Source organism: Testudinibacter sp. TW-1 (genome assembly GCF_050613185.1).
Taxonomy (GTDB): Bacteria; Pseudomonadota; Gammaproteobacteria; order Enterobacterales; family Pasteurellaceae; genus Chelonobacter.
Window position 1 is genome coordinate 40,606 of the sequence record NZ_CP192511.1, and the last position, 25,089, is coordinate 65,694.

Genomic DNA, 25,089 nt, shown 5'->3' on the forward strand with positions numbered 1-25,089 from the left:
TATGGGTGGTAAAAAAGGCGGCAGCGCAAGAACACCGGTAGAAGCGCCGGATACACTGAAATCAGCGCAAAAATTACGGCTTGTCGGGATTGCCAGCGTCGGTGAAATCCAAGGACCGGAACATACACTCAAAAACCTTTACTTTGACCGCACGCCGGTGATGAATGCGGACGGCAGCTATAACTTCAACAATGTCGAAGTGGAATACACCGTCGGCACGCAAGACCAAGATCCGTTAAAAGGCTTCAACTATTCTGAGAAAGAAATTTCTGTCGGCACCACAATCAAGAAAAATTTGCCGACCACGCGCACCATTACTGATAAAGATGTCAGCCGCTTGCGCATTACGCTCGGCGTGCGCAGTTTGTTTCAGCAAAAGGACAATGGGGATACTGTCGGATCGTCGGTATCACTGCTGATTAAATATGGCGATCTGAGCAAGCCGGTCATAATTGACGGCAAGAGCTCCTCGCAATACTTGCGTCACATCATGCTTGAAAATCTGCCGCCGGTGCCATTTCGCGTGACCGTCGAGCGACTGACAGAAGACAGCAAATCGCAACGCTTGCAAAATGAAACCTTTTGGGGCGGCTACACCGAAATCATTGACGCTAAACTGTCCTATCCGAACGTAGCGTTAGCCGGTTTCAGCTTTGACTCTCGTCAGATCAGCAATATCCCGGATATTACCGCACTTGATCGCGGCATGATTGTCAGCGTGCCGAGCAATTACGATCCGATTACCCGCAAGTACAATGGCTTTTGGGACGGCTCATTCGTCAGAAAGTTCAGTAACAATCCGGCTTGGGTCTTTTATGATGTTGTGACCCGTGCGGATATCGGCTTGGGCGAACGTTTGGGCGTGTACGGCTGCGATAAATTTGCGATGTATGCCATTGCGCAATATTGTGATCAGTTGGTGCCAGACGGTTATGGCGGCAAAGAGCCACGCATGACCTGTAATATCTGGCAAACCGAACAACGAGACGCTTATGACATTATTTATGACTTGGCGTCCATTATGCGCGGTATGCCGGTGTGGGACGGCTCTATGCTGACAGTGGTGCAAGATCGCCCTGGCGATCCGGTTTGTACTTATACACAAGCCAATACCGTCAGCGGCTTTAAACGTGCCTACTCCGCTCTCAAAGACCGTCACACGGCTGTTGAGGTGGAGTTTGCCGACAAAGATAACCACTATGAATCTACCGTTGAATATGTTGCTGATGACGCACTGATTGAGCGTTATGGCTACAACAGCAAAAAGGTGGTGGCATACGGCTGCACCAGCCGCGGACAGGCTCACCGCCATGGCAAATGGATTTTAGAAACTGAACGGCTTGAAGTTTGTACCATTACCTTTACCGTCGGCGCAGAGGGGTTACGCAATCTTCCGGGCGATATTATTGAAATCGCTGACAACCATTTTGCAGGCACGAATATCGGTGGCCGCGTTGAAAGCATTAATGGCATGACGGTAACACTTGATCGGGAAATTGATTTCACTGACGGAATTTACTTCTGCTATGCAGCGGTGATTGATAACGCTTTGGCAAGCAAAAAAATCAAAGTGCGGTCAGTCTCTGCAGATAAAAAAACCGTTACATTGGACTCTGCCCCTGCAGGACTTGAGCCGTTGCAACAATGGACGTTGAATCAAGCCAAGGTCAGCACACAACTCTACCGTGCGATCAATATCAGTGAAAATAGCGAAGACGGCACGTTTACCATTACTGCGCTGCAGCACGAACCGCAGAAAGAATCTATCGTCGATAATGGGGCGCATTTTGAGGCGCGCGAAACTACGTTGCACAGAATGCGCCCAGCACAAGTGACTCACAGTAGCATTGCTGCTGGCACCGACGGTATCATTTTGACATGGGAGCAGCCGACCATAATTGGCACTGTCACTTACGAAGTCAAACTTTATAAAGACGGAAAAGTGTACCGCACTTATACCGATTTGAAAGAGCCTAAATTGACTTTTGAGGGTTTGCCGGACGGTAGCTACACCGCCGAAATCCGCGCTAAAAATCAGCTGGGGCAATACTCTAACCCGGTTAAAAAATCGTTTGAAATTAATCTGACGATCACGGATTTGCGTACCACATCAGAGCTGATGGCGATCAACGTTGAATGGACGTTGCCAGTCTTGGCGACTGTCGGCAATGCTACAGAGATTTGGCACGCTCGTGAGCCGAATTTAAGTAGTGCGGTCAAAATCTCAACGTTGGCATATCCGGCGACAAGCTACGTTAAAGGCAATGTCGGACTATCGGAAAAGCACTATTTTTGGGTGCGTTTGACCGATAAAAACGGTAATAAAGGCAGTTTCACTGAGGCGGTTTTTGGCGAAGCGGATCACAATCCAGATAATCTCGTTAACTATCTCAACGGACAAATTACCGAGACCGCACTTGGTAAAGATTTGATCGCACAGTTGACCGGGTTTGAAAGCGGAATCGAGGGGCTTGGAAATGACCTTTTAGCGGAAACACGCAACAGATCCGCCCAAATTTTGGCAGAAGCACAAGCGAGAAGTCAGGCGATTGCCGCGGAAGCAACTAAACGCAGTGCGGAAGTCAAAGCGGCAGCAGACAAAGCGGCTAAGGATTTACTTGATAAAGCAAAAGAACTTGGCACACAAATCAGCACTGCCCAAAAAACAGCAGATAATGCCGTATCAACAACCACAACACTGACCGCAAAACTGGATAACTTGTCTGTTGGTGGGCGAAACTACTTCTTGAATACCGCCAATATCTCAAGAACTACAATCGGCAGATCGAGTATTGAGATTAGCCCGGATTTTCTTGAAGCGATTAACCGTGAAAAAGTCTTAACACTATCTGTCGATGCCGAGGTTGTCGGCGGTGTATTAGCAACAACAGGATATAACCGGATCATCACTGAGATTAGAGTGCGTTATGAAGATGGTACTATTCAATATCACGCTGCCGCCTTGGGTAACGGATCGGCACTCAACTACAAAGGTAGATTGTCTGTAACCTCTACTATTCAAGATAAAGTTGTCACCAGTGTTGACGCAGGCATGATTCAGATTGCCATGGCGTCTGCAACTAAGTTGTATATCGGTAAAGCTAAACTCGAAATCGGCAACCTTGCAACGGACTGGACGCCAGCGCCGGAAGACAATGAAAGCGCTATCGGTATTGTTGCTGCTGCAGTTGAATCTGAAAAATCTGCTCGCGCCGAAGCCGACAAAGCCGAAGCGAAGGCACGCGAAACCCTTGCCGGACGTGTCGGCAGAGCGGAAGCAGATTTGACCGAAGAAAAACGCATTCGGATCGAAGCAGACGAGGCTCAAGCGGCTGAAAGTAAAAAGTTAGGTGCACGACTTGGTACTGCTGAAAGTACGCTAACTAAGCTCAACGAAACGGTGACGAATAATCAGCGCTCGGCAGCAACACAGTTTACTGAGATGAATAGCAAGTTTGATAATCTGTCTGTTGGCGGGAGGAATTTATTGTTAAGTACGGGAAAACTAACCGATTCTAAACTATGGATTTTTTCTAAACACGCAAATCAAACTCAGGCAGAAATGCCAAGGACTGATGATACGTTAACATTAAAATCTACAAGTGCTTTTTGGGTTCAGTATTATCAGCGTTCTTCACAAAACGCCGTGTTGTCGAATGAGTTAATCCCGGGGAAAACTTACACGATTAGTTTTGAGGCAAAAGTAAATACTTTGACTGTAGGCTATATTCGTTTTTTTGTTCGTCAGTTTTTTACAGGCGGATACGACAATGTAGCCAAATACTTCACAGCATCAGAAGTGAATAAATGGGAGATGTTTAGCTATACATTCACTTTACAAGATAAGCACTCTGCTCATTTGTATTGGCAAGTTATTTTTGAAATCAATAACGCTACGCCGGGTCAGTATGAAGTTAGAAAGCTTAAGTTAGAACGTGGCAATGTCGCAACGGACTGGACGCCAGCACCTGAAGATACCAATGCAGCGATTATTGGGACTAACGCCAAAATCACCGCACTTGAAAGCACGGTTGCAACGGCTAATCAAGCCAGTGCGACACGTTTCGGCACTATCGAAGCCTCTCTCGGTGCAAGCGGAAACTTACTGCAAAACAGTGAGTTTTTATATCCTGATAATCGTAATGTTCCGGAGGGCTATACGCTAACAAATGCAAGCGGCATTACCGGCTACCACAATCTGAAAAATGCACAGTGGACATATGCGTTAAGAGATGAAGCGGTTTTCGGCATCCGTGATAATCGTACTAATGCCGAGAATCCAACAGGTGCAACCAACAGCTACGTTAATAGTATTGCAAGATTTCCGGTGCGTGCCGGGCAGATTTTACAATTTAGCTGTTATGTAACCGGTTGGGGCTTGCGAGCTAATTCGGGTGATTTGTTGTACTTAGATTTTCGTGGCAGCAACGGCACAACTGGCGTTAGCAAAACTCGGGTTAAGAAAGGTAATTACCGATACCCATCGAACATGACGACAATAGCGACAGGCAAATTTGGACGAAAAGCGGCCGCCGATGTTTATACATCAACCACGCAATTCGAACACTTTTATTTTAACGAAGTGATTCCGGATGGCGTAGATTTTGTCAATATTGGTATCGCAATTCGCTCTAATTTCGGCACCGATAGTTATTTGTTCTGCTGTCTGCCGCAACTGTGCGAAGTATCAAGTTTAGATGCACCATTAATACCGTACACACCGGGTTCAAGCAGCGCCAAAATCACGACATTGCAATCCGCTGTCGCAACAGACAAACAAGCAACCGCAACCAAAATCACCGCAATGCAATCATCGTTGAACAATGCAACAGCAAAAATCACCGATGTACAAAAAACGGTGGCAGATGTCGGCGGTAAGCTGTCGGCAACCCGCACGCTGAAAACCGAAGCTATCGCAGGCGGACGTACGGCAATTGCTGGAATCGCAATGGGCGCAACGGCGGATAACAAAACGGTTGAAAGCTCAGTGATTGTGATGGCGAACAAGTTCGGCGTCGTCAAAAATGCCAGTGACGGGAATGTTATCAATATGCTGACAGTGGTAGATAACAAAGTAGCGATTAACGGCAGCTTAGTTGCTAAAGACTCAATACTTGGTACGCATATTCGGGCGGGTCAGACGTTAACATCGCCAAATATTAACGGCGGACAAGCCACAATAGGTACGCTTAGAATTGGAAGTGACGGCAGCATTAACAGTAATAACGGTAATTTCTTAGTTGATAAAAATGGCAATGTGACAGCAAGATCGGGAACGTTTCACGGCACTGTGTACGCTCGGAATATTGTCGGCGATGTAGTTAAAGTTTACAGCTGTGGAAGAAACAAAATCATCGTTATCCCGGCAATGGATTTTAATCGTAGCGTTATCTCACTGCCGTTTAGGTTCTCCTCTAAAGGCGGAAGAAAAGGAGCGATTCTTGGTGACGAAGGTATTTATAAGAGCGGTTGGGCAAAGGTAGAAATCAAGATGAATGGAAATATCGTTTATAGTGATGAGGCAGCCGATGAAGTCGTTTTTGACGGAGGTTTTAAATATAACGTTCCTGCCGGTCAGCAAGTAACAGTGGAATATAAGACGGAGCAACGCTCGTCGAGCACATACAAAGGAACCTCTGCCGATTTCTCACCAGAAATTAATATGCTAGTGGCTAAAAATTAAGTGTCACAATCCCATATCCGCACCCACAAAGTGCGGTTTTTTATTATCAAAAACAAGGAAACTAACCATGAAATACATCGAAAAATCAATCGAAGACGAACAAACCGGCGCAACGTGCAGCTATCATGAAATCACTGGGCTTAACATTGATTTTATCAATAATAACGCGACTGTCGTTGTTGCTTGCTATGTCAGTGCAAAAGCAAAAGCGGCGGGTAAAAATGCGCTCTCGTTTAGCTCGTTTAACCTCAATCCGCTGCCGGAAGACCGCAACGCGGTCAGCTATGACTGGGCATTAACGCAGCTAATTCAAGCGCAGCCGGAAGATTTTACGCCGGAAGATTATCTGGGTTACATTAATCCGTATGCGTTAGCCAGTGGCAAAATCAAAGATACCGCTGCTTAAATAACCTCGGCGCATTGAGTGATATATCTCACTTAGTGCGCCAATTTTTTTGTTTTTGTGTGATATAAGTAATTTTATGAAAGTTATTATGGCGGGAGTTAAGAAAGGAAAATAGTTATGGGTGTAGTGGTAGGAGTTAAAGCAAATATGATTGGTGATATTTTTGGGGATCACAATATTCCCAGAACATTCCCAAAAAGAGCTAAAAAGAGGTATTTAGTTGATATTTTGAATGGAAAAACATATAGTGGATAGAAATGCAAGTCATTGAATTTTATGTGTTTTAAATTAAGTTCTTTTTATGTCAGATAGGACTTGAAAACCGGCGAGGGTTTACGCCCTCCGTGAGTTCGAATCTCACTTCCTCCGCCACTTTTCTGAATGAAGTCGTAAGTAATGGTCGCTAAATCAATAACTTACGGCTTTTTTATTTTCTGAAATTTCTTCCAGTTCATCATTCCCTGCTATGCTTTTTGAGAAGTCAGGCAACGAGTTTGACGAGATTTTGACTTGATTTGCGTAGGTCAGTAAATGCCCTGCATTCAAGTGCGCATACTTCTGAACTATATTGATAGCTTCCCAAGTTTAAGATAGTTGCCATACAAATCGGGAAAAGTGTTGATTTGAGCAGCAAAGTACGGTTTTTCTTGGAAAGTATTTATAGGTAACTCACATACTCCGTCAAATCATAGGTCTTGGCTTTTTCCAATTTTTGCTCCGCCGTGCCCATCATCACTAACGCAATGACTTTATCCTGTTCTTCGCAGCCAAAGGCTTGGCGCAGTTCCGCGCCGTCAATCCAAGGGCCGGTCACCCACACGTTGTCGAATCCCTGTGCATTTGCCGCCAATTGCATGGCGTAGGTGGCGCAGCCGGCGGTGAGCATTTGTTCCCAACCCGGTACTTTCGGTACGTCGGTGTTAATTTTGGCGATCACGGCAATAAACATCGGCACACGATGACTGACATCCTCGGCTTTTTTCTTGCGCTCTTCGCCCAAGCCCAATTCGTCAACCGCACTTTTTAATAAACGCTCTAATACCGCTCTGCCCTCTTTTTCAATAATCACAAACCGATACGGTGTTAAACGACCATGATCCGGTGCGTGCAGCGCCGCTTGTAAAATATTATCCAGTTGTTCACCTTGCGGTGCCGGTTCGACGAGTTTTTTATTTGAACGTCTGCTCAACAACAATTCCAAAGCATCCATTTTGATCTCCGTTTCGATTTTTACATTATTCTCAGCAAATTATTGTTACAATATACCCTATTTTTATCCAATTAAGAATTATTCTTTTTTAAAGGAGAATGGAATGCGTATCTTACTGAACCTCATTAAAACGCTGTGGCGCGGCTTATGTTTTATCCGCGATATCGTGATGAATGTGGTATTTCTATTGTTTGTTTTGCTTTGCCTGAGTGTATTCGGATTAGTTATGCAAACGTCATCATCACCTGAAATCGGTGAAGGTGCTCTCGTGCTGAATCTTGACGGTTATTTGGCGGACAATCGCCCGCAAAACAGCTTATTGAGCGCTTTGCATGAATTGGATAACCAACGGATTCCGCAACAAATTTCAACCTTTGATGTGGTCGGTGCGATTCAACAGGCGACTGATGATCCGCGAATCAAAGGGATTGTATTGGATTTGAATTATTTCAGCGGCGGCGATTTGCCGTCAATGCAGTTTATCGGCGAAGCCCTGAAACAATTCAAGCGGCAAAACAAACCGGTATATGCGTTTGCCCGCACCTATTCGCAGGCGCAATATTTGCTTGCCAGTTATGCCGATAAAATTTATTTAAACCAACTTGGCGAGGTCGGCATTGTCGGCTTGGCGCAAAATAATCTCTATTTTAAATCCTTAATCGACAAACTAAAGATTACCCCCCATATTTTTCGGGTCGGCACTTATAAAGCGGCGGTCGAGCCGTTTATGCGTGATAATATGTCAAACGAAGCGCGCGCTAATACCGCACTTTGGTTAAACCAAATGTGGCAAAATTATCAACGAATTATTGCGGAAAACCGAAATATTTCACCAAGTGCGGTCTTGCCCAACGCCGATGTCTTTTTAGAAAAACTGAAAGCCGTACAGGGCGACAGTGCGCAATATGCGCTACAACAAGGGTTGGTTGATGAAGTGAACAGTGATTGGGAAATTCAAAATCAATTGATTAAGCAATTCGGCTATGACCCGAATCAACACAGCTATAACCAAGTCGCATTTACCGACTATCTCGCCAGCCTGCCGGATCGCACCAACTACCTGAAGCAGGATAAGATTGCGGTCGTCAATGTGGAAGGCGAAATTGTGGACGGCATGAGTGATGACAGTGCCGGCGGCGACAGCATTGTGGCGCAGCTGCAAGAGGTATTCGATGATCATAATAATGTAAAAGCGCTGATTTTACGGGTTAATTCGCCGGGCGGAAGTGCGTTCGCTTCGGAATTGATTCGCCAACAATTACAACAAATCAAACAACAAGGGATTCCGATTGTGGTTTCCATGGGTGGCATGGCAGCGTCAGGCGGCTATTGGATTGCCGCCGAAGCGGATTATGTCATTGCCGATCCAAATACCATCACCGGTTCTATCGGCATTTTTGCGGCATTGTTTACCTTGGAAAACACCTTGAAAAATTGGGGAATCAACAGCGACGGCGTCAGCACCGGTCCGTTAAGCGAATTGTCTTTATTGCAAAAATTGCCGCCGGAAGCCAATCAAATGATCCAACTGACCATCGAAAACGGCTATGATAAATTTTTAACTTTAGTGGCTAGCGGGCGCAAGCTAAGCAAGCAGCAAGTGAATCAGATTGCGCAAGGGCAAGTTTGGCTGGGGCAAGATGCGTTAAACAAAAAACTGGTTGATGAATTGGGCGATTTTAACACTGCCGTTGCGGCTGCGGTTAAATTGGCTAATCAGTTGCAAGCCGAGGGCGAACCTCAATTTGAAACGTTACCATTACAGTGGTTTGTGGAAGAACCGCAAGGCTGGCTGAAGCAGATTCTCAGTCGCGGCAAGAGCGACGTACAAAGTGCGGTATTGAATTTCCTAGGTTTGGCTCCGCAACAAAACAAACAATTGAAAAACGCAATCGGGGTGTTAAAACAATTGAACGACCCGCGCGGACAGTATATTTATTGTCTGGATTGCAGTGTGAGCTATTAACCGCACTTTTATCCCAAAACACAAAAACCCTTGTGTGAAAACACAAGGGTTGGTTTTAAAGCCAATAATTAAGATTTATCAGGCAATGGCTTTTTCAATTAAGCTGATTAATTGGTTTTTCGGCAATGCACCGACTTGGGTTGCCGCCGGTTTACCTTCTTTGAATACCACCAATGTCGGAATGCTGCGCACCCCGAATTTTGCCGCAACTTGTTGGTTTTCATCAACGTTGATTTTAACCACTTTCACTTTACCGTCTAATTCGACTGCCACTTCATCCAAAATCGGGGCAATCATTTTGCACGGCCCGCACCAAGGCGCCCAGAAATCCAATACCACCGGGAGACTTGATTGCAAAACTTCACTTTCAAAGCTGGCGTCGGTTGCGTGTACTACTTCACTCATTTTATTTTTCCTTAGTTGGTCTGTTTCAGTTTGTTTAAGATAAGCACTTCCGAACTGATTTTCAAGCCGTATCGTTAAATAATCCTATAACTTGTTTACCCTTTTTATATAAAAACAATATAAAACAAAGAGTTAAATCAAGACACTCTTATCTATAAAATTAATTCGCATAAAATCAATATTTTAACACAATGAAGGTTATGCTTTAACTTCATTCGGGCTTTCAATGTTACGCACTAAATCGGCAATATTATGCAGTGTAACCTCAGCAATGCTGGTGATCGCTTCCTCGGTTAAAAATGCTTGATGTCCGGTCATCAGTACATTATGTGACGCTGCCAATAATGAGAACGTATCATCTTGAATCACATCGTTTGATTTATCCTCAAAGAACAAATCACGCTCATTTTCATACACATCAATGCCCAAGCCGCGAATTTTACGGGTTTTCAATGCTTGCAGCGCATCTTCGGTATTTAGCAGTGAGCCACGGCTGGTATTGACGATCAAGACACCGTCGCGCATTTTCGCAAATGCTTCACGATCGAGCATGTGGTGATTTTCTGCGGTTGCCGGACAATGTAAGGTGATGACATGGGATTGCGCGTACAGGGTATCCAAATCCACATATTCCGCGCCCAGTTCGACCGCACTTGGGTTGATAAACGGATCATGAGTCAGAATATTCATGCCGAAACCTTTCAGAATCCGCATGACCGCAATCCCGATTTTGCCACTGCCGATCACGCCTGCGGTACGCCCGTGCATATTAAAACCTATCAAGCCCTCGAGCGAGAAATTTGCGTCTCGCGTACGGTTATAAGCTTTGTTAATCCGACGGTTTAACGCCAACATCAAGCCGACGGTATGCTCCGCCACCGCTTCCGGCGAATACGCCGGCACCCGCACCACTTTCAACCCGAACTCTTTTGCCGCTTGCAAATCCACGTTATTAAAACCGGCGCAACGTAATGCCACAAATTTTACGCCAAGCTTAGCCAATGCTTGTAACACCGCCCGATTCGCCACATCATTCACGAAAATACAGACTGCGTCCGCGCCTTCCGCCATTTTAACCGTGCGTTCATTCAACAAAAAATCATAGAATTCCAACTCAAAACCGTACTTCACATTGACCAATTCCAAATAATTTTTGTCATATTTTTTGGTGCTATAAACCGCAATTTTCATCTTCTTTCTCCCCATTAATATTGGCATTCAATGTAACAAAATTTGATAAATTCAACAATAGTTGAATTTTGTAACCGCACTTTGTAGTTAATCATGCGCCAATTAACGAAAGCCTCAAAAAATCGAGGCTAATCATTTGATATAAAAGCTTATTCCCACTCAATCGTCGCGGGAGGTTTTCCACTTATATCATACACCACGCGTGAAATGCCGTTCACTTCGTTGATAATACGGTTGGAGATTTTACCCAATAAATCATACGGCAAATGCGCCCAATGGGCGGTCATAAAGTCGACGGTTTCCACCGCGCGAATCGAAACAACCCAGTCGTATTTGCGCCCGTCTCCCATGACGCCGACCGATTTCACCGGCAGGAATACGGTGAAGGCTTGGCTGACTTTATGATACCAATCGGCTTTGTGCAGCTCTTCAATGAAAATTGCGTCGGCACGGCGCAGAATATCGCAATATTCTTTCTTCACTTCGCCCAATACACGCACGCCCAAACCCGGCCCCGGGAACGGGTGGCGGTATAACATCTCGTATGGCAAGCCTAACGCCAAGCCGATTTTGCGCACTTCGTCTTTGAACAACTCTTTTAACGGCTCGACCAAGCCCAATTGCATGTAATCCGGCAAACCGCCGACATTGTGATGTGATTTGATGACATGCGCTTTACCGGTTTTCGAGGCGGCGGATTCGATCACATCGGGATAAATCGTGCCTTGCGCCAACCATTTCACATTGGTTTGTTTATGCGATTCTTCATCGAATACATCAACGAAAACTTTACCGATCACTTTGCGTTTCGCTTCCGGATCGGATACGCCCGCCAGCTCGTTAAGGAAACGATCTTCGGCATTGACACGGATAATATTCAAACCGAATTTATCACCGAACATCGCCATCACTTGCTCCGCTTCGTTTAAGCGCAACAAGCCGTTATCGACGAACACACAATGCAGTTTTTTGCCAATCGCACGGTGCAGTAAAAGTGCGGTCACGGAAGAGTCCACACCGCCGGACAAGCCTAAAATCACTTCGTCCCCGCCCACTTGCCGCTTAATCCGTGCCACCGCGTCTTCGATAATATTTTCCGCCGTCCATTCGGTGGCGCAACCGCAAATGCCGACCACAAAATTGGTTAATAATGCCAAACCGCTCTTGGTGTGCGTCACTTCAGGGTGGAATTGCACGCCGTAGAAACGTTTCTCTTTATTCGCCATCGCCGCAATCGGGCAGGAGTCGGTTGCGGCGGAAATCTCAAAGTGCGGTGGCACTTTAGTCACTTTATCGCCGTGGCTCATCCACACATCCAATAACGGCTGTTGTTGTGCTGACAAGGCATTTTGTAAATCTTTAAACAATCCGTTAGACTGTACCACTTCAACCGCCGCATAACCGAACTCGCGGTGATCGGACGTTTCGGTCAAGCCGCCCAACTGCATTGCCATGGTTTGCATACCGTAGCAAATCCCCAACACCGGCACGCCGGCATTGAACACATAGTCCGGCGCGCGCGGGCTGTCGTCTTCGGTGGTGCTTTCCGGCCCGCCGGACAAAATAATCCCGCTCGGATTAAACTCACGGATATCCTGCTCGGAAACGTCCCACGCCCACAGTTCGCAGTACACCCCGATTTCACGCACTCGACGGGCGATCAGTTGCGTATATTGCGAGCCGAAATCTAAAATTAAAATTTTATGTTGATGAATATTACTCATGCATTGTTCTCTACGGTTGGGGTGAATAGTGTTTTAATAATGGTTAAAATGTCCGTCATATCTTTGCCTTGATAATCCGCCAAAGACTGATCGATTGCCATACGGGTTTCTTCGTAAGCAATCACCGGAATACCGGCTTGTTTCGCCGCGATAATGCCGTAATAAGAATCCTCAATCGCCACCGCACGTTGTGCCGCTACCCCCAATTTTTGCAAGGTATATTGGTAAATTTCCGGGTGCGGTTTGCTGTGTTCAAACTGCTCGCCGCTGACAATCAGATCGAATTCATCAATAATGCCGCAAGCAGTTAAGATCCGCTGAATATGCGCCAAAGCAGACGATGAAGCTACCGCCAATTTAATCTTATTGGCTTTGGCATACTGAATAATCTGCTTAATCTCTTGGCGAAAAATGGTTAAGTAATCAATAGGATCGAAAATATTATGGAAAAAGACCAAATAGCGTGCGCGAATGTCGTCTAACGGCAACGAAGAACCGCTCAGTCGTTGCATAATCTCAGGAATATCTTTCAGTGATTTACCGGCAACCTGCGAATATTCCTGATGGCTAATCTCGCGATCATGTTCTTGAATGTCGCGAATAAACGTTTTTTGCAACGCAAATTCGACATATTCACTATCAACAATCACACCGTCCATATCAAAAATAATCGCTTGTAGCATTTGAGTTGTCCTTATTGCGTGAAACATTCGCTCATTTTATCGCTCACCTTTCCGCTCAGTACAATGAGCGGAAAGTGATTAAGGCGCTGTATTAGACATTAACCCATACGATAATTCGGGGCTTCTTTGGTGATCGCCACATCGTGCACATGGCTTTCTTTAATGCCTGCGCCGCTGATTCTGACGAATTCCGCTTTGGTACGCAGTTCTTCAATCGTGGCACAGCCGGTTAAGCCCATACATGAACGTAAGCCGCCCATTTGTTGGTGAATGATCTCTTTCAGAAAACCTTTATACGGAATACGCCCTTCGATCCCTTCCGGCACCAGTTTATCGGCGGCATTATCCGATTGGAAATAGCGGTCGGACGAGCCTTTGGTCATCGCGCCCAATGAACCCATACCACGATAAGCCTTGAACGCTCTGCCTTGATATAGCTCGATTTCGCCCGGCGCTTCTTCCGTGCCGGCGAACATCGACCCCATCATCACGCAGGACGCTCCGGCGGCAATCGCTTTTGCCAAATCGCCGGAATAACGGATCCCGCCGTCGGCGATTACCGGAATGCCGCGCCCTTGCAAGGCTTCGGCAGCGTCGGCAATCGCCGTGATTTGCGGCACGCCAACACCGGTGACGATCCGGGTGGTACAAATTGATCCCGGTCCGATCCCGACTTTAACCGCACTTGCACCCGCGTCAGCCAACGCAATCGCGCCGGCGGCAGTGGCAACGTTACCTGCCACAATCGCGAGATCCGGATATTTGGCACGGGTTTCACGCACCCGTTGCAACACGCCTTCGGAATGCCCGTGCGAAGAATCGATCAGCAACACATCAACCCCGGCTTCAACCAAGGCGGCGATCCGCTCTTCATTGCCCGGGGCGGCGCCGACCGCCGCACCGACACGCAAACGCCCGAATTTGTCTTTACAGGCATTCGGTTTGCTTTCGGCTTTTTGGTAATCTTTCAGGGTGATCATGCCGACCAGTTTGAATGCGTCATCAACCACCAGCACTTTTTCAATGCGGTGGGCGTGCATTAAGGAGAAGGCTTCTTCGCGCGGCTCGTTTTCTTTCACCGTGACCAAGCGCTCTTTCGGAGTCATCACCGAGGTAACCGGGCGATCGAGATCGGTGACAAAACGCACATCACGTCCGGTCACAATTCCGACCAACTCGCCGCTTTCGGTGGTGACCGGATAACCGGCAAACCCGTTTTTCTTGCTCAACACTTCCAAATCACGCAAGCTCATGTCAGGGCGAACCGTGATCGGATCGCTCACAATCCCACTCTCAAATTTTTTCACACGACGCACGCGATCGGCTTGGCGTTCGATACTCATGTTTTTATGAATAAAGCCGATACCGCCCTCTTGTGCCAGAGAAATTGCCAGTTTTGCTTCGGTAACGGTGTCCATCGCCGCCGATAACACCGGAATATTCAGGCGAATGTCTTTAGTCAGTTGGGTAGATAAATCAGCCGTATTCGGCAGAACGGTAGAATGGGCGGGAAGCAGTAACACATCGTCGAAGGTCAGGGCTTCTTTGGCGACTCTCAGCATTGCAATATCTCTCTTTTTTGAAAGGGTGGAAAAAATGAAGGTAAAAATATTGCGCTTGGATTATACAGATCTTCACTCGAATTGTGAATTTTTTATTTTGCTTTTTTCGCTGTTTTGCACTTGAGCTCACTCGGGTATTACCGTAGCATGACAACAATTTTTTATGTGTATTTTAAGGGGAAAATCATGCGCTATGACAAAATGAGTGCGTTTATTGTAATGGATATTGTGCGTGAGGCGGGCAAATATCCGAATGCCATTCATTTTGAAATCGGACAGCCTGATTTGCCACCGTCGCCGAAGGTGAAAAATGCACTGCAAAGTGCGGTTGAAAATAACCACTTCAGTTACACCGAAAGTTTAGGCTTGCGCGCCCTGCGTGAAAAAATCTGCCGGCATTATCAGACCACCTATCAAGTCACGATAGCCCCCGAGCGCGTGCTGCTCACGCCCGGCACCAGCGGCGCGTTTCTTATCGCTTATGCGCTGACCTTAGCCAAAGGCGAAAAATTGGGGCTGACTGATCCCTCCTATCCGTGCTACAAAAATTTTGCCTACATGATGGAAGTCGAACCGCACTTTATGCCGGTGGACAAAAGCAGTTGCTATCAATTAACCGTGCCGCAGTTGCAAGCGCAATCTGAAAAAATCCGTGCCTTACAGATTTCTTCGCCGGCAAACCCGACCGGCAATATTTACAGCGCCGAAAATCTGCAAGCCCTCAATGACTATTGCCGCCGACATCAGATTGCTTTTATTTCCGACGAGCTGTATCACGGTTTGGTCTATGAAGAGCACGCCGCCACCGCACTTCAATTCAATCCTGACGCCTATGTGATCAACGGTTTTTCCAAATATTTCTGTATGCCGGGCGCGCGCTTAGGTTGGATTATCGTGCCGGAACACAACGTGCGCGAGGCGGAAATTATTGCGCAAAATATCTTTATCTGCGCCCCGAGTTTGAGCCAATACGGCGCATTGGAAGCCTTTGATAACGCCTATTTAGACCAAATCCAAATCACGTTCCGCCAGCGACGGGATTATCTGTATAACGAATTAAAACAACTCTTTACCATCGAGTTTAAACCGCAAGGCGCGTTTTATCTGTGGGCGGACGTGTCGCGTTACACCGATGACAGCTACCAATTCGCCAAAGACATGCTGGCTGAAATCCAAGTCGCCACTACCCCGGGAATCGACTTCGGCACAAACGGCACAAAGCACTATTTACGTTTCGCCTACACCCGCGAAATTGCGCATATGCGTGAGGGAATCGAACGGTTGAAGCGGTGGTTAAAAAACAAATAGCACTAAGGGTAGCTGCCTGCTACCCTTTATCGCTTATCAATTCATTTTATGCGTTATTCTTAAAACCCAGCATGCGTTTTAAGGTGTTATCTTTGTCGATGACGTGATGTTTCAATGCACCGGCAATGTGTAACAAAATGGCGCCCAGCATAATCGGCAGCAAACTTTTGTGAATTTCATTGGCTACGCCGGCTAAAGTACCATTGACTGCCTCACGTTTTCCATCCACTAAATTGGCGGAAATCAGATCTAAGCCGAACAGCTGCAAACCTTGTCCGCCGCCGTAAGACATCAGCATGCCTGAGATCGGGAACGCCAAGGTGCCGAGAATTAAGATCCAATGGATCAATTTTGCCAGTATTTGTTCCAAACGATTATGCTTGCCGGTCGGTTGCGACCAACCGTTTTTCCAACGCCACAACACGCGGATCACAATGAAAATAAAGATAAAAATGCCCAAGGATTTATGCGTCGGGTATAAGTCGTAACTTGCGGTTTCGCCCATATATACGCCCAACGCCATTAAACCGATGATGAAAATCGCAATCAACCAATGGAGTGATAACGTGATATGTGAGAAACGCTCCGGCGTATCTTTCATTTTTGAAGCCATAAAAATTCCTAACTGTGTTAATAAAACGTAAATTCGGCGCACATTGTAATGCGCTTTGCGTGCAAAATATAGCGGAATTTGCTTAAGAATTGCTTAAGCCTTTAGCGCAAAATTTTAACCACCCGACTTAACACTGCCCCTTGACTAAATCGGGTTAGTAACTGATCATTCAATTCTAGTTGACTGCTGGCGGTAATCGCTTTACCGGCTTGGTTTTGCGAAATCGAATAACCGCGCGCCAACACATTCAATGGGCTGAGGCTGTTTAATTGCGAACACAGTTGCGCCAGTTGATGACCGTCGGTCAATAAGATTTTCTCGATTAAACTGCGCAACCGCACTTGCTGTTGTTGCAACTGCTGTTGCTGCCGCCCGATTCGATACGGTAATGGATTTTGCTGTAAACGCTGTTGCAGATTCACATAATGGTGGCGTTTAGAATCCAATTGGCGTTGAATGCCATGACTCAGGCGTTGCTGCATAAATTGTGTGTGTTGCCGTTGCTGATCCAAACGACGTTGAATCGCCTGTTCCAAGCGTGCGATGATTTGCCGGGTTTGTTGCCGTTGCAGCTGTAGTTGTTTGCTCGGGTGTTGTTGGTTCAGGCGAAGATTCAGCCGTTCCCATTGCTGTTGTTTACGGCCGAACAGGCGATCAAAGGCGATTTCCAGATGTTGTTGGCGGTATTGTAGCTGCTGTAACAATTCGCGCTGATCGCGGCTCACCAACTCTGCCGCCGCCGATGGTGTCGGCGCGCGCAAGTCGGCAACAAAGTCGGCAATCGTCACGTCGGTTTCATGCCCCACCGCGCTGATAATCGGAATGGCGGAGGCAAAAATCGCGCGTGCCACCGCTTCTTCGTTAAAGCACCACAGATCTTCCAACGAACCGCCGCCACGTCCGACGATCAACACCTCCACCTCTTGACGGCGGTTTGCCAGTTCGATCATCTGCGCAATCTCTGCCGTTGCCTCTTTGCCTTGCACTTGTGTCGGGTAGATCACCACCTCCAAACTGGGATCACGCCGTTGCAACACCTGCAAAATATCCTGTAATGCCGCCCCGCTTTTTGAGGTAACCACGCCGACTCGACGGTTAAAGTGCGGTATCGGCTTTTTCAACTGTTGCGCAAACAACCCTTCCGCCGCCAGTTTTTGTTTCAGTTGTTCAAATTGTTGTTGCAGCAAGCCGTCACCTGCCGGTTGCATACTGTCGATAATCAGTTGGTAATCGCCACGCGGTTCATACAAGCTCACCGACGCGCGCACCAGCACTTGCATTCCGTTTTGCGGGCGAAAGCCGACGCGCAAATTTTTCATGCGGAACATAGCGCAGCGCACTTGCGCGTTTTCGTCTTTGAGGCTGAGATACCAATGCCCTGAAATCGGTTGGCTGAAATTGGAAATTTCCCCCGTCAGCCAAATATGCCCAAGTTGCCCTTCGAGTAGCAAGCGCGCGGTGTGGTTCAGTTGACTGACGGAGTAGATAGTTTCTTGCATGAGGTTACCTGTCTTTTCTGTATCGTGCCAGCCTACAGTTTAACTGGAATTCGTAAAAATTACCTACGGCTTTCAAGCAAACATAAAGATAAAAACACACTTCAAGTATCAAAAATACAGTTTACACTCCATTTCGATCATAATTTACGCACCAATTAAAGTAATGATAAGTAATATCATTTATAATTTGTGAAATGGCTCACAAATTTACGCTTTAAAATCTAGTCTTACTGTGTTCTCTTTATATAATCCGTTTTTCTATTATCCCGCTTTATGAATATCTTTTCTATTTTTTGCAAATGAAACAAGTAACGATATGAAATTATATTCTTTGTAAATTATATTGCTAATGGTGCAACAGGGCGTACCATGCAAGGAAAAAAATAATCATTAGTCATTATTTTCTATTGATTATTTCTCAGAGGTAGTTGTGTTATTTGCATTTAAGAAAAAGAAAAAATCCCCTTGGCTCACTTATTCCGTATTACTGCTTGGATTACCATTGAGTTTTGCGGCACAAGCAGTAAACGAACACGAACAACAGCTGCGCGAAAGTGAGCGGGCTATTCAGCAAAAAATTGAAGAAAACCGCTATCAGCAATTATCACCGCATTCGCCGTCCGGTATCACAAGTGAAGAAATCCCGCTTTCCGAGGCATGTTTGCCATTAAATGGGCTTCAATTATCCGGTATCAGCTTATTAAAAGAACAAGATTTAGCCGGATTATCGCCGATTCCGGCGGATTGTATTAGCGATAGTAACGTGAATCGCCTCATTCGCGAAATCACTCAGCGTTATCTAGACAAAGGTTATATTACTGCAAGAGCGGTTTTTGCCCCGTTGGACGAAAATAATACGTTGCGCCTGCATTGGGTCGAGGGCGTATTAGAAGCGATAGAAAGTGAGGATCACACTATCGCCCTTGATTATCTCTTTCCAAATCTGATTGGGAAGCCACTAAACATCCGTGATTTAGATCAAGGGCTGGATCAGCTCAACCGTTTGCAGTCACATCATGCAACTCTGGATATTTTACCGGCAACGCAATTTGGCGGCTCAATTGTCCGCTTACGCAATCAAACCAAATCGCCCTACCGTGTAACGCTTTCTCTAGATAACTATGCCAGTCGGCAACATGGACGCTTGCAGGGTCAACTCGGCTTCAGCATTGATAACCTTACCGGGCGGGCCGATTTTTTAGCCTTGAGCTATGGACAACCGCTCACGAAAAAAGCCGAAAATAATAACCGCACTTACAGCGCATTATATTTGATTCCTTATGGTTATTGGACTGCAAGCCTATTCGCCTCTCAAGCAGAATCCGCCACTCGCCTACCGCTATCCGGCGCACGTTATCAAGGCGCAAGCCGCCAGCTTGGTTTTCGTTTGGATCGCGTACTAAACCGCCACCAAACGCATATTATTACTTTGAGCAGCGGATTGAGCCACAAGCGCAGCCAAAGTGAATTACTCGGTTATCGCCATCCTGATCAAAACCTACGCTTAAGCATCGCCGAACTGAATTTGGATTACCTAAAATTGATAGGCGAGCACACCATTAATGTCAATATCGGCGTGCAGCGCGGTTTGGGGATCTTCGGCGCAACAAAAGCCACATCCGAACACCTGACTGAACCGCACTTTAACAAATGGAGCTTGAATGTTAATTGGCACTATCCAATAAATACGCTGCGATTCCATCACCAGATTGTCGCACAGTATTCGCCGCAGCGTTTGCCCTCAGTGGAAACGCTTGAGCTCACCGGGCGCAACAGTGTCCGCGGATTTGATTCATTCAGTTTCAGCGGCGACAGCGGTTGGCTACTACGCAACAATATCTCTTATCCAATCCATTATCGCACCCTGCAACTTTCCCCCTATGCGGGATTGGATACAGGGCGACTTTTTAACCGACACGGCAACAATGCTTGGCAAAGTGCGGTCGGAACAAGCTTTGGGATTCACTTGCGCTATAAGCAGCTAAGCGGATCTTTTTCTTTTGATCGCGGTTGGTTTGTGTCGTCACCCGTGCGCCAAAATGAAAGCCGTATGTTAGGCAAAATTACACTCTCTTTTTAAGAGATGCTTTTTAACAATCCTATTTATAATTATCACCTTAAAGGAAAAGAAAATGCGATCATTTAAGTTATCATTCCAAGGGAAGCTCAGTTGTACGCTCAGCCTAGCCTTGTTAGGCGGCATGACATCAGCGCTTTCTCATGCTAATCAACAAATTATTGGCGGCGGCAATCACGCACCAACAACGATTACGACCGCAACAAACGGCGCCGCGGTGATCGATATTGTTCGCCCAAATCCACAAGGGCTATCACACAATACCTACGATAAATACAACGTTGATACCGCCGGTGCGGTATTGAACAACTCGCTCAACGACGGCAAATCCGTACTCGCCGGTGAGCTGAAAGCCAACCCGAATCTAACGCCCAATCAAGCCGCAAAAGTCATTTTAAATGAAGTCGTCAGCCGCAATCCTTCATTATTATTAGGGCAACAAGAAGTTTTCGGCATAGCCGCAGATTATGTGTTGGCAAACCCTAATGGTATCACCTGCGACGGCTGTGGGTTTATTAATATCCCCCGGGCTTCAATGGTGGTCGGCAGTGCCGAAATCGAACAAGGCAAAATCAAAAACCTGCGCACCGCTGCGCAAGGCAACAATAACAGCCTGACCATTAAAGAAAAAGGCATTTCCGGCAGCGATGTATTAGATTTAGTCGCACCGAAAATCACCGCCTCCGGCAAAATTCAGGCCAAACAAGAGATCAACAGCTACACCGGTCGCAACACCGTTGATTATGAAAGCAAAAAAGTGACAAACCGCCACAATAAAGAAGCGGGTTTAGACGGTTACTATGTCGGTGGCATGCAAGCCGGGCGTATCAATATTGTCAGCACCGGCGCAGGTAACGGCGTGAATCTCAGCGGTGATATCCAAACCGCGACGGGCGACGGGTTGAATGTGAATGCAACCGATGTGATCAATTTTGTTGCTGCCGATATTAAAGGCAATGTGAAAGCCATCGGACAAGATGTCAACCTAGATGGCAAACTCGTTGAACAGACAAAACACCGCGAGCGAGACGGCAACTATTCGGCTTATTATGGCGCAAGCAAAAAGCGTAATGAGCAAGAATCGCAACAGTGGAAAAAAACTGAAATTCAAGGGGATAACGTCGTATTGGCGGCAAAAAACAGCGTCAATGCCAATGCTGCCGCTATTCAAGCCAAATCCTTACAGATTGTCGGCAGAAAAGTGGATTTAACCACACAAAAAATCAAAGATAAAGACACGGAGATCGACCACAACTGGAAATATTCTTGGGAATACAATCAAACCAAAGTCAAACACAACGAAAAACAAGAGGGCAACCGTTTTCGAGCCGACGATGTTTCCATTCGTGCGACGGCTGATGATCTCAATATCAGCGGAAGTTTAATCGAAGGGCACGATAAATTGCTGCTCAAAGCCGATAAAGGCAGTGTTCTCACTCACGGCAGTGTTGAGAAACAAACCAGCGTTGATAGCGGTAATAAACGAAACCATACCGCAGCATTGGAAACCGGCAGTTGGAATATCACCAGTGAGAAAGAACATCTGCATAAAACCGAACTGGCGAGTAATGGCAAAATCGGCATTTCAGCGGCAAAAAATGTCGAACTCAGCGGCACGAATCTGAATGGCAGTGACGATATTTTATTACACGCCAACGGCAAAGTGATTATCGGTTCACAACAGATCAACAATAACAAAGTAGTGCGTGATAACCAAACCTACTGGGGCGGCATTGGCGGCGGTTATGACAAAGACAATAATCACAGTGATAAATTGCAGATTGCTTCTGAAATCAATGCCAAAGGCATTGTGGTCGTCAGCGGCGATCAGGGCGTGCAAGTCACCGGCAGCCATATCGTCGCCGCTAAAGGCGGTTATGCGCAAGCCAGCCAAGGCGCAATCCGTGTTGATAATGCCACCGATTTCAGCCATAACATTATCGATCAACGTAATGGAACGGTGTTTAATATCACCAAAGATTCCCAATCTATCAATGAAACCAGCGAGAGTGCTAAACAATCGGAATTAGTCTCTAACGCCAAATTTGCACTGATCGCCAATCAAAACATTGATGTGATCGGCAGCGTGGTTAAAGTGGCGGAACAGCTCAATCTCACCGCCGTCGGCAATATCAATATCGCAGGCGCACAACAGAACTTAGATCGCCAAAGCAAAACCACTGAGCTGAAAGGCACAGCCTATGCCAAACAAGACGGAGATAAGCAATATCGTGCCGGTGTCGGTTTGGAAATGAATTCGACCGCGGAAGCACGCAGCGAAACCAACCATGTTGCCAGTTTAGTACAAAGCGGCTCGCTGAAGATTGACAGTAAAAACGATGTCAATATTAAAGGTTCAAAATTAAAAACCGGCAACGGCGATGCAACCATTAACGCCGAGAACATCCATATCACAGCGCAACAAAATACCACTGTCGTCAATAGCGAAAGTCGCACCGCCGGTTTCGGCGTCTATGCCGGTGGCGGTATGGATCGGGTGACGGTCGGTTTAGAAAGCGGTTTTAACAAAACCAATGTTGAAAAAGAAAGCACAACGGCACTGGAATCGGCTACTGAAATTGCCGGCAATCTACAGCTAAATGCCAAAAACAGGTTGCAATATGAGGGCGGTCGCCATCAAGTCGCCGGCTCCCTCACTGAAACGGCAAACACGATCCAACGCCAAGCCGCAAGTAACGGTGAAAAATCGACCACCACCACCGTCACGTTCAATCATGATGTCGGTACGGGTATCGAACTCAGCGGCATAACTCGTCCAATCGAAAAAGCGGTGAACAACCTTGCCGACGGTAGCCCGGTCAGCGCATTTTCCTCTATCGGCGGCGTCGGTGCGCCGAATGCCGGTGTCACCATGAAATTCGGCGGCGGCAAAAAAGTCGAAAACCTCGACAGCAGCCAAGCCAAAGTGACGCAAATCGAAGCGAGCAGCGTGAACGCCACGGCGGATCGTATTCATGACCAAGCCACACGCTATCAAGCCACAGAGGGGGCGATCACCTTAAACGCGCAAGAATATGCCAACGTCGCGGCAGAAAACCGCAAAAATGTGACCGTTAGCGAAGACAAAGGTGAAGCGAGTCTCAGCGTTGCCACTTCTACCGGTAAAGACGTCACCATCACCGCCAAAGGCAAAGGCGGACACAGCGACAGCCGTGAATATAGCAGTGAAGCCGTTATCGGCGGATTTAACGCCGTTGATAATATTGATATTAATGCGGCAAAAGGCATTGTGTTAGAAGGCAATAAAATTCATAGCGACAATGGCGGCTTCACCCTGAACAGCAACGGCGATGTTAAATTAGTACAAGCCAATAATGTTAAAGAAAGCAGTGCAAACGGCTTTAATCTGGATTTAAGCGTCTCGGCCGGCATGAGCAAAAGCAGTAAATCCGGCTCGGGCGGTTTAGGCGGCGGCGCAAATAATCAGGATGCCCAATCCATTACCGCAACCGCGGGAGAAATTGCGGCGAAAAACATCAATCTGAAAGGCAAAAACGTATTACTGCAAGGCATGAGCGGCAAGACCGGCAATCTGACTATCGAGGCGGATGAAAGTGCGGTTATCACGGCTGCACAAGGTTCAAGCCGTGAGCAAGGTTTAGATTGGTCAGTCGGGATCGGCGGTGGCGGTGGCTCAACCTCCGGCGATAAACCGGCGCAAAACGGTTCGCTTAAATTGAATGTCGGCGTTAAAAAAACCGACCAAGCCGCGATCAACTATCAAGCGACGGATTTAAAAGCCGATAATATTCAAATCGGCGCTAACGGTAAATCGGACAAGGCCATTCACATCGCCGGCAGCAATTTGAGTGGAGATAACGTTGATTTAAAAGCAAAAAATGGCAGTATTGTGATTGAATCCCTCACCAACCGCGAACACAAAGATAACCGCAACGTCAGCTTGGGCGGCAACGGTAATCTCAAAAAAGTGAGCGGTGAAGACAAAACCACACAAGACGGCACCGCCACCTTATCCATCGCGTTGGATAACAAAGAAAAAGCCGAGCAAATCAACAGTCAAGTCAAAGGCAAAACCGTCGCCCTGACCAGCGGAGGCAATTTAACCGTTGCCGGCGCAAATGTGAAAGGCGAACGAGTCGACGCCAATATCGGCGGTAATTTGACGGTGGAAAGTCGAAAATCATCGGAACAATCCCTGACCTTTAATTTGGATCTCAATGCGACAAATGCACAAAATAACGGCGCATTGACCAGTGTGATGAAAGCGGTTCCGTCCACTGAAAAAACCGATGCGGTAAAAGATAAAGTCACGGGGGCGGTTAATTCTGCGGCAGAAAATGCCGGATTCGCCAAACACAATCCGGTGACCGGCAAAACGGCTAAACCATCGTCGTTAACGGTATCCGGCAGCCTTGTGCAACAAGATGAAGTGGTGAATGTTTCCGGTATCCACGGGGATGAGTTGAATGTCAAGGTAAAAGATCATGTGCAGTTAAACGGCGCAAATTTAACCGGCAATAACCGACCAAATGTCGAAAGTGCCTCGGTCGGGGTAAGCAATATCGAGGGTCATCACAATCGTTACCAAGGTAACGTGATTATCTCGAATAATATCCCGCTCTTAATTCAAGAAGGGGTGAAGGATTTGAAAGACGGTAAATTCCCGTTAATCAACGGCAGTATCAGCCAAAAATCCAACACCGCCGTCGCTGAAATTAAAGAGATTGGCAAACGTTAATTTAACGCGTTAAGTAAAAGTGAAACGGAGATCCAATTCGGT

General features: G+C 46.7%; 15 protein-coding genes. 7 read left to right on the forward strand and 8 right to left on the reverse strand.

The window, feature by feature from the left end; all coding sequences use genetic code 11:
* The first annotated feature begins 1 nt into the window (after position 1).
* The 3 genes from gpJ (at position 2) to ACQ31U_RS00305 (ending at position 6,344) form a co-directional block, all read left to right on the forward strand.
* Positions 2 to 5,683, forward strand: coding sequence for a TipJ family phage tail tip protein (gpJ, locus tag ACQ31U_RS00295; RefSeq protein ID WP_431052823.1), 5,682 nt, complete (start codon positions 2 to 4; stop codon positions 5,681 to 5,683).
* A 67-nt stretch (positions 5,684 to 5,750) separates the two neighbouring features.
* Positions 5,751 to 6,089, forward strand: a complete 339-nt coding sequence (locus tag ACQ31U_RS00300) for a hypothetical protein (protein WP_431052825.1) — start codon at positions 5,751 to 5,753, stop codon at positions 6,087 to 6,089.
* Positions 6,090 to 6,206: 117 nt separating this feature from the next.
* Entirely contained in the window at positions 6,207 to 6,344 is a 138-nt protein-coding gene (locus ACQ31U_RS00305; RefSeq protein ID WP_431052827.1) for a hypothetical protein, read from the forward strand.
* A 403-nt stretch (positions 6,345 to 6,747) separates the two neighbouring features.
* Here the strand turns inward: ACQ31U_RS00305 and ACQ31U_RS00310 are convergent, their stop codons facing one another.
* Positions 6,748 to 7,299, reverse strand: a complete 552-nt coding sequence (locus ACQ31U_RS00310; RefSeq protein WP_431052829.1) for an NAD(P)H nitroreductase — start codon at positions 7,297 to 7,299, stop codon at positions 6,748 to 6,750.
* 103 nt (positions 7,300 to 7,402) lie between these two features.
* Between ACQ31U_RS00310 and sppA the strand changes: the two genes are divergently transcribed.
* Entirely contained in the window at positions 7,403 to 9,265 is a 1,863-nt protein-coding gene (gene sppA / locus ACQ31U_RS00315) for a signal peptide peptidase SppA (protein WP_431052831.1), read from the forward strand.
* Positions 9,266 to 9,343: 78 nt separating this feature from the next.
* Here sppA and trxA read toward each other — a convergent pair whose 3' ends face one another.
* From trxA to guaB, 5 genes are all read right to left on the reverse strand, one after another.
* Positions 9,344 to 9,742, reverse strand: a complete 399-nt coding sequence (trxA, locus tag ACQ31U_RS00320; protein WP_431054355.1) for a thioredoxin — start codon at positions 9,740 to 9,742, stop codon at positions 9,344 to 9,346.
* Positions 9,743 to 9,868: 126 nt separating this feature from the next.
* On the reverse strand, positions 9,869 to 10,861 hold the full coding sequence (locus tag ACQ31U_RS00325; protein WP_431052833.1) for a 2-hydroxyacid dehydrogenase: 993 nt from the start codon (positions 10,859 to 10,861) through the stop codon (positions 9,869 to 9,871).
* A gap of 149 nt (positions 10,862 to 11,010) precedes the next feature.
* Positions 11,011 to 12,585 (reverse strand): glutamine-hydrolyzing GMP synthase, encoded by a 1,575-nt coding sequence (guaA, locus tag ACQ31U_RS00330; protein ID WP_431052835.1) that lies wholly within the window; start codon positions 12,583 to 12,585, stop codon positions 11,011 to 11,013.
* The gene (locus ACQ31U_RS00335) at positions 12,582 to 13,268 is read right to left on the reverse strand and encodes an HAD family hydrolase (RefSeq protein ID WP_431052837.1); all 687 of its coding nucleotides are present in this window, start codon (positions 13,266 to 13,268) and stop codon (positions 12,582 to 12,584) included. Before ACQ31U_RS00335 ends, guaA begins: the two co-directional genes overlap by 4 nt.
* 98 nt (positions 13,269 to 13,366) lie before the next feature.
* The gene (gene guaB / locus ACQ31U_RS00340; protein WP_431052839.1) at positions 13,367 to 14,830 is read right to left on the reverse strand and encodes an IMP dehydrogenase; all 1,464 of its coding nucleotides are present in this window, start codon (positions 14,828 to 14,830) and stop codon (positions 13,367 to 13,369) included.
* A gap of 186 nt (positions 14,831 to 15,016) precedes the next feature.
* Here guaB and ACQ31U_RS00345 point away from each other — a divergent pair, with 186 nt between their 5' ends.
* Positions 15,017 to 16,138: a pyridoxal phosphate-dependent aminotransferase gene (locus ACQ31U_RS00345; protein ID WP_431052841.1), complete on the forward strand. Its 1,122-nt coding sequence runs from the start codon at positions 15,017 to 15,019 to the stop codon at positions 16,136 to 16,138.
* A 46-nt stretch (positions 16,139 to 16,184) separates the two neighbouring features.
* Here ACQ31U_RS00345 and ACQ31U_RS00350 read toward each other — a convergent pair whose 3' ends face one another.
* Complete coding sequence (locus ACQ31U_RS00350; protein WP_431052843.1) at positions 16,185 to 16,751, reverse strand: cytochrome b; 567 nt, start codon at positions 16,749 to 16,751, stop codon at positions 16,185 to 16,187.
* A gap of 101 nt (positions 16,752 to 16,852) precedes the next feature.
* On the reverse strand, positions 16,853 to 18,250 hold the full coding sequence (gene xseA, locus ACQ31U_RS00355) for an exodeoxyribonuclease VII large subunit (RefSeq protein ID WP_431052845.1): 1,398 nt from the start codon (positions 18,248 to 18,250) through the stop codon (positions 16,853 to 16,855).
* 430 nt (positions 18,251 to 18,680) lie between these two features.
* Between xseA and ACQ31U_RS00360 the strand changes: the two genes are divergently transcribed.
* Positions 18,681 to 20,330, forward strand: coding sequence for a ShlB/FhaC/HecB family hemolysin secretion/activation protein (locus ACQ31U_RS00360; RefSeq protein WP_431052847.1), 1,650 nt, complete (start codon positions 18,681 to 18,683; stop codon positions 20,328 to 20,330).
* 52 nt (positions 20,331 to 20,382) lie between these two features.
* Positions 20,383 to 25,047: a hemagglutinin repeat-containing protein gene (locus tag ACQ31U_RS00365; protein WP_431052849.1), complete on the forward strand. Its 4,665-nt coding sequence runs from the start codon at positions 20,383 to 20,385 to the stop codon at positions 25,045 to 25,047.
* The last annotated feature ends 42 nt before the right edge of the window (positions 25,048 to 25,089 follow it).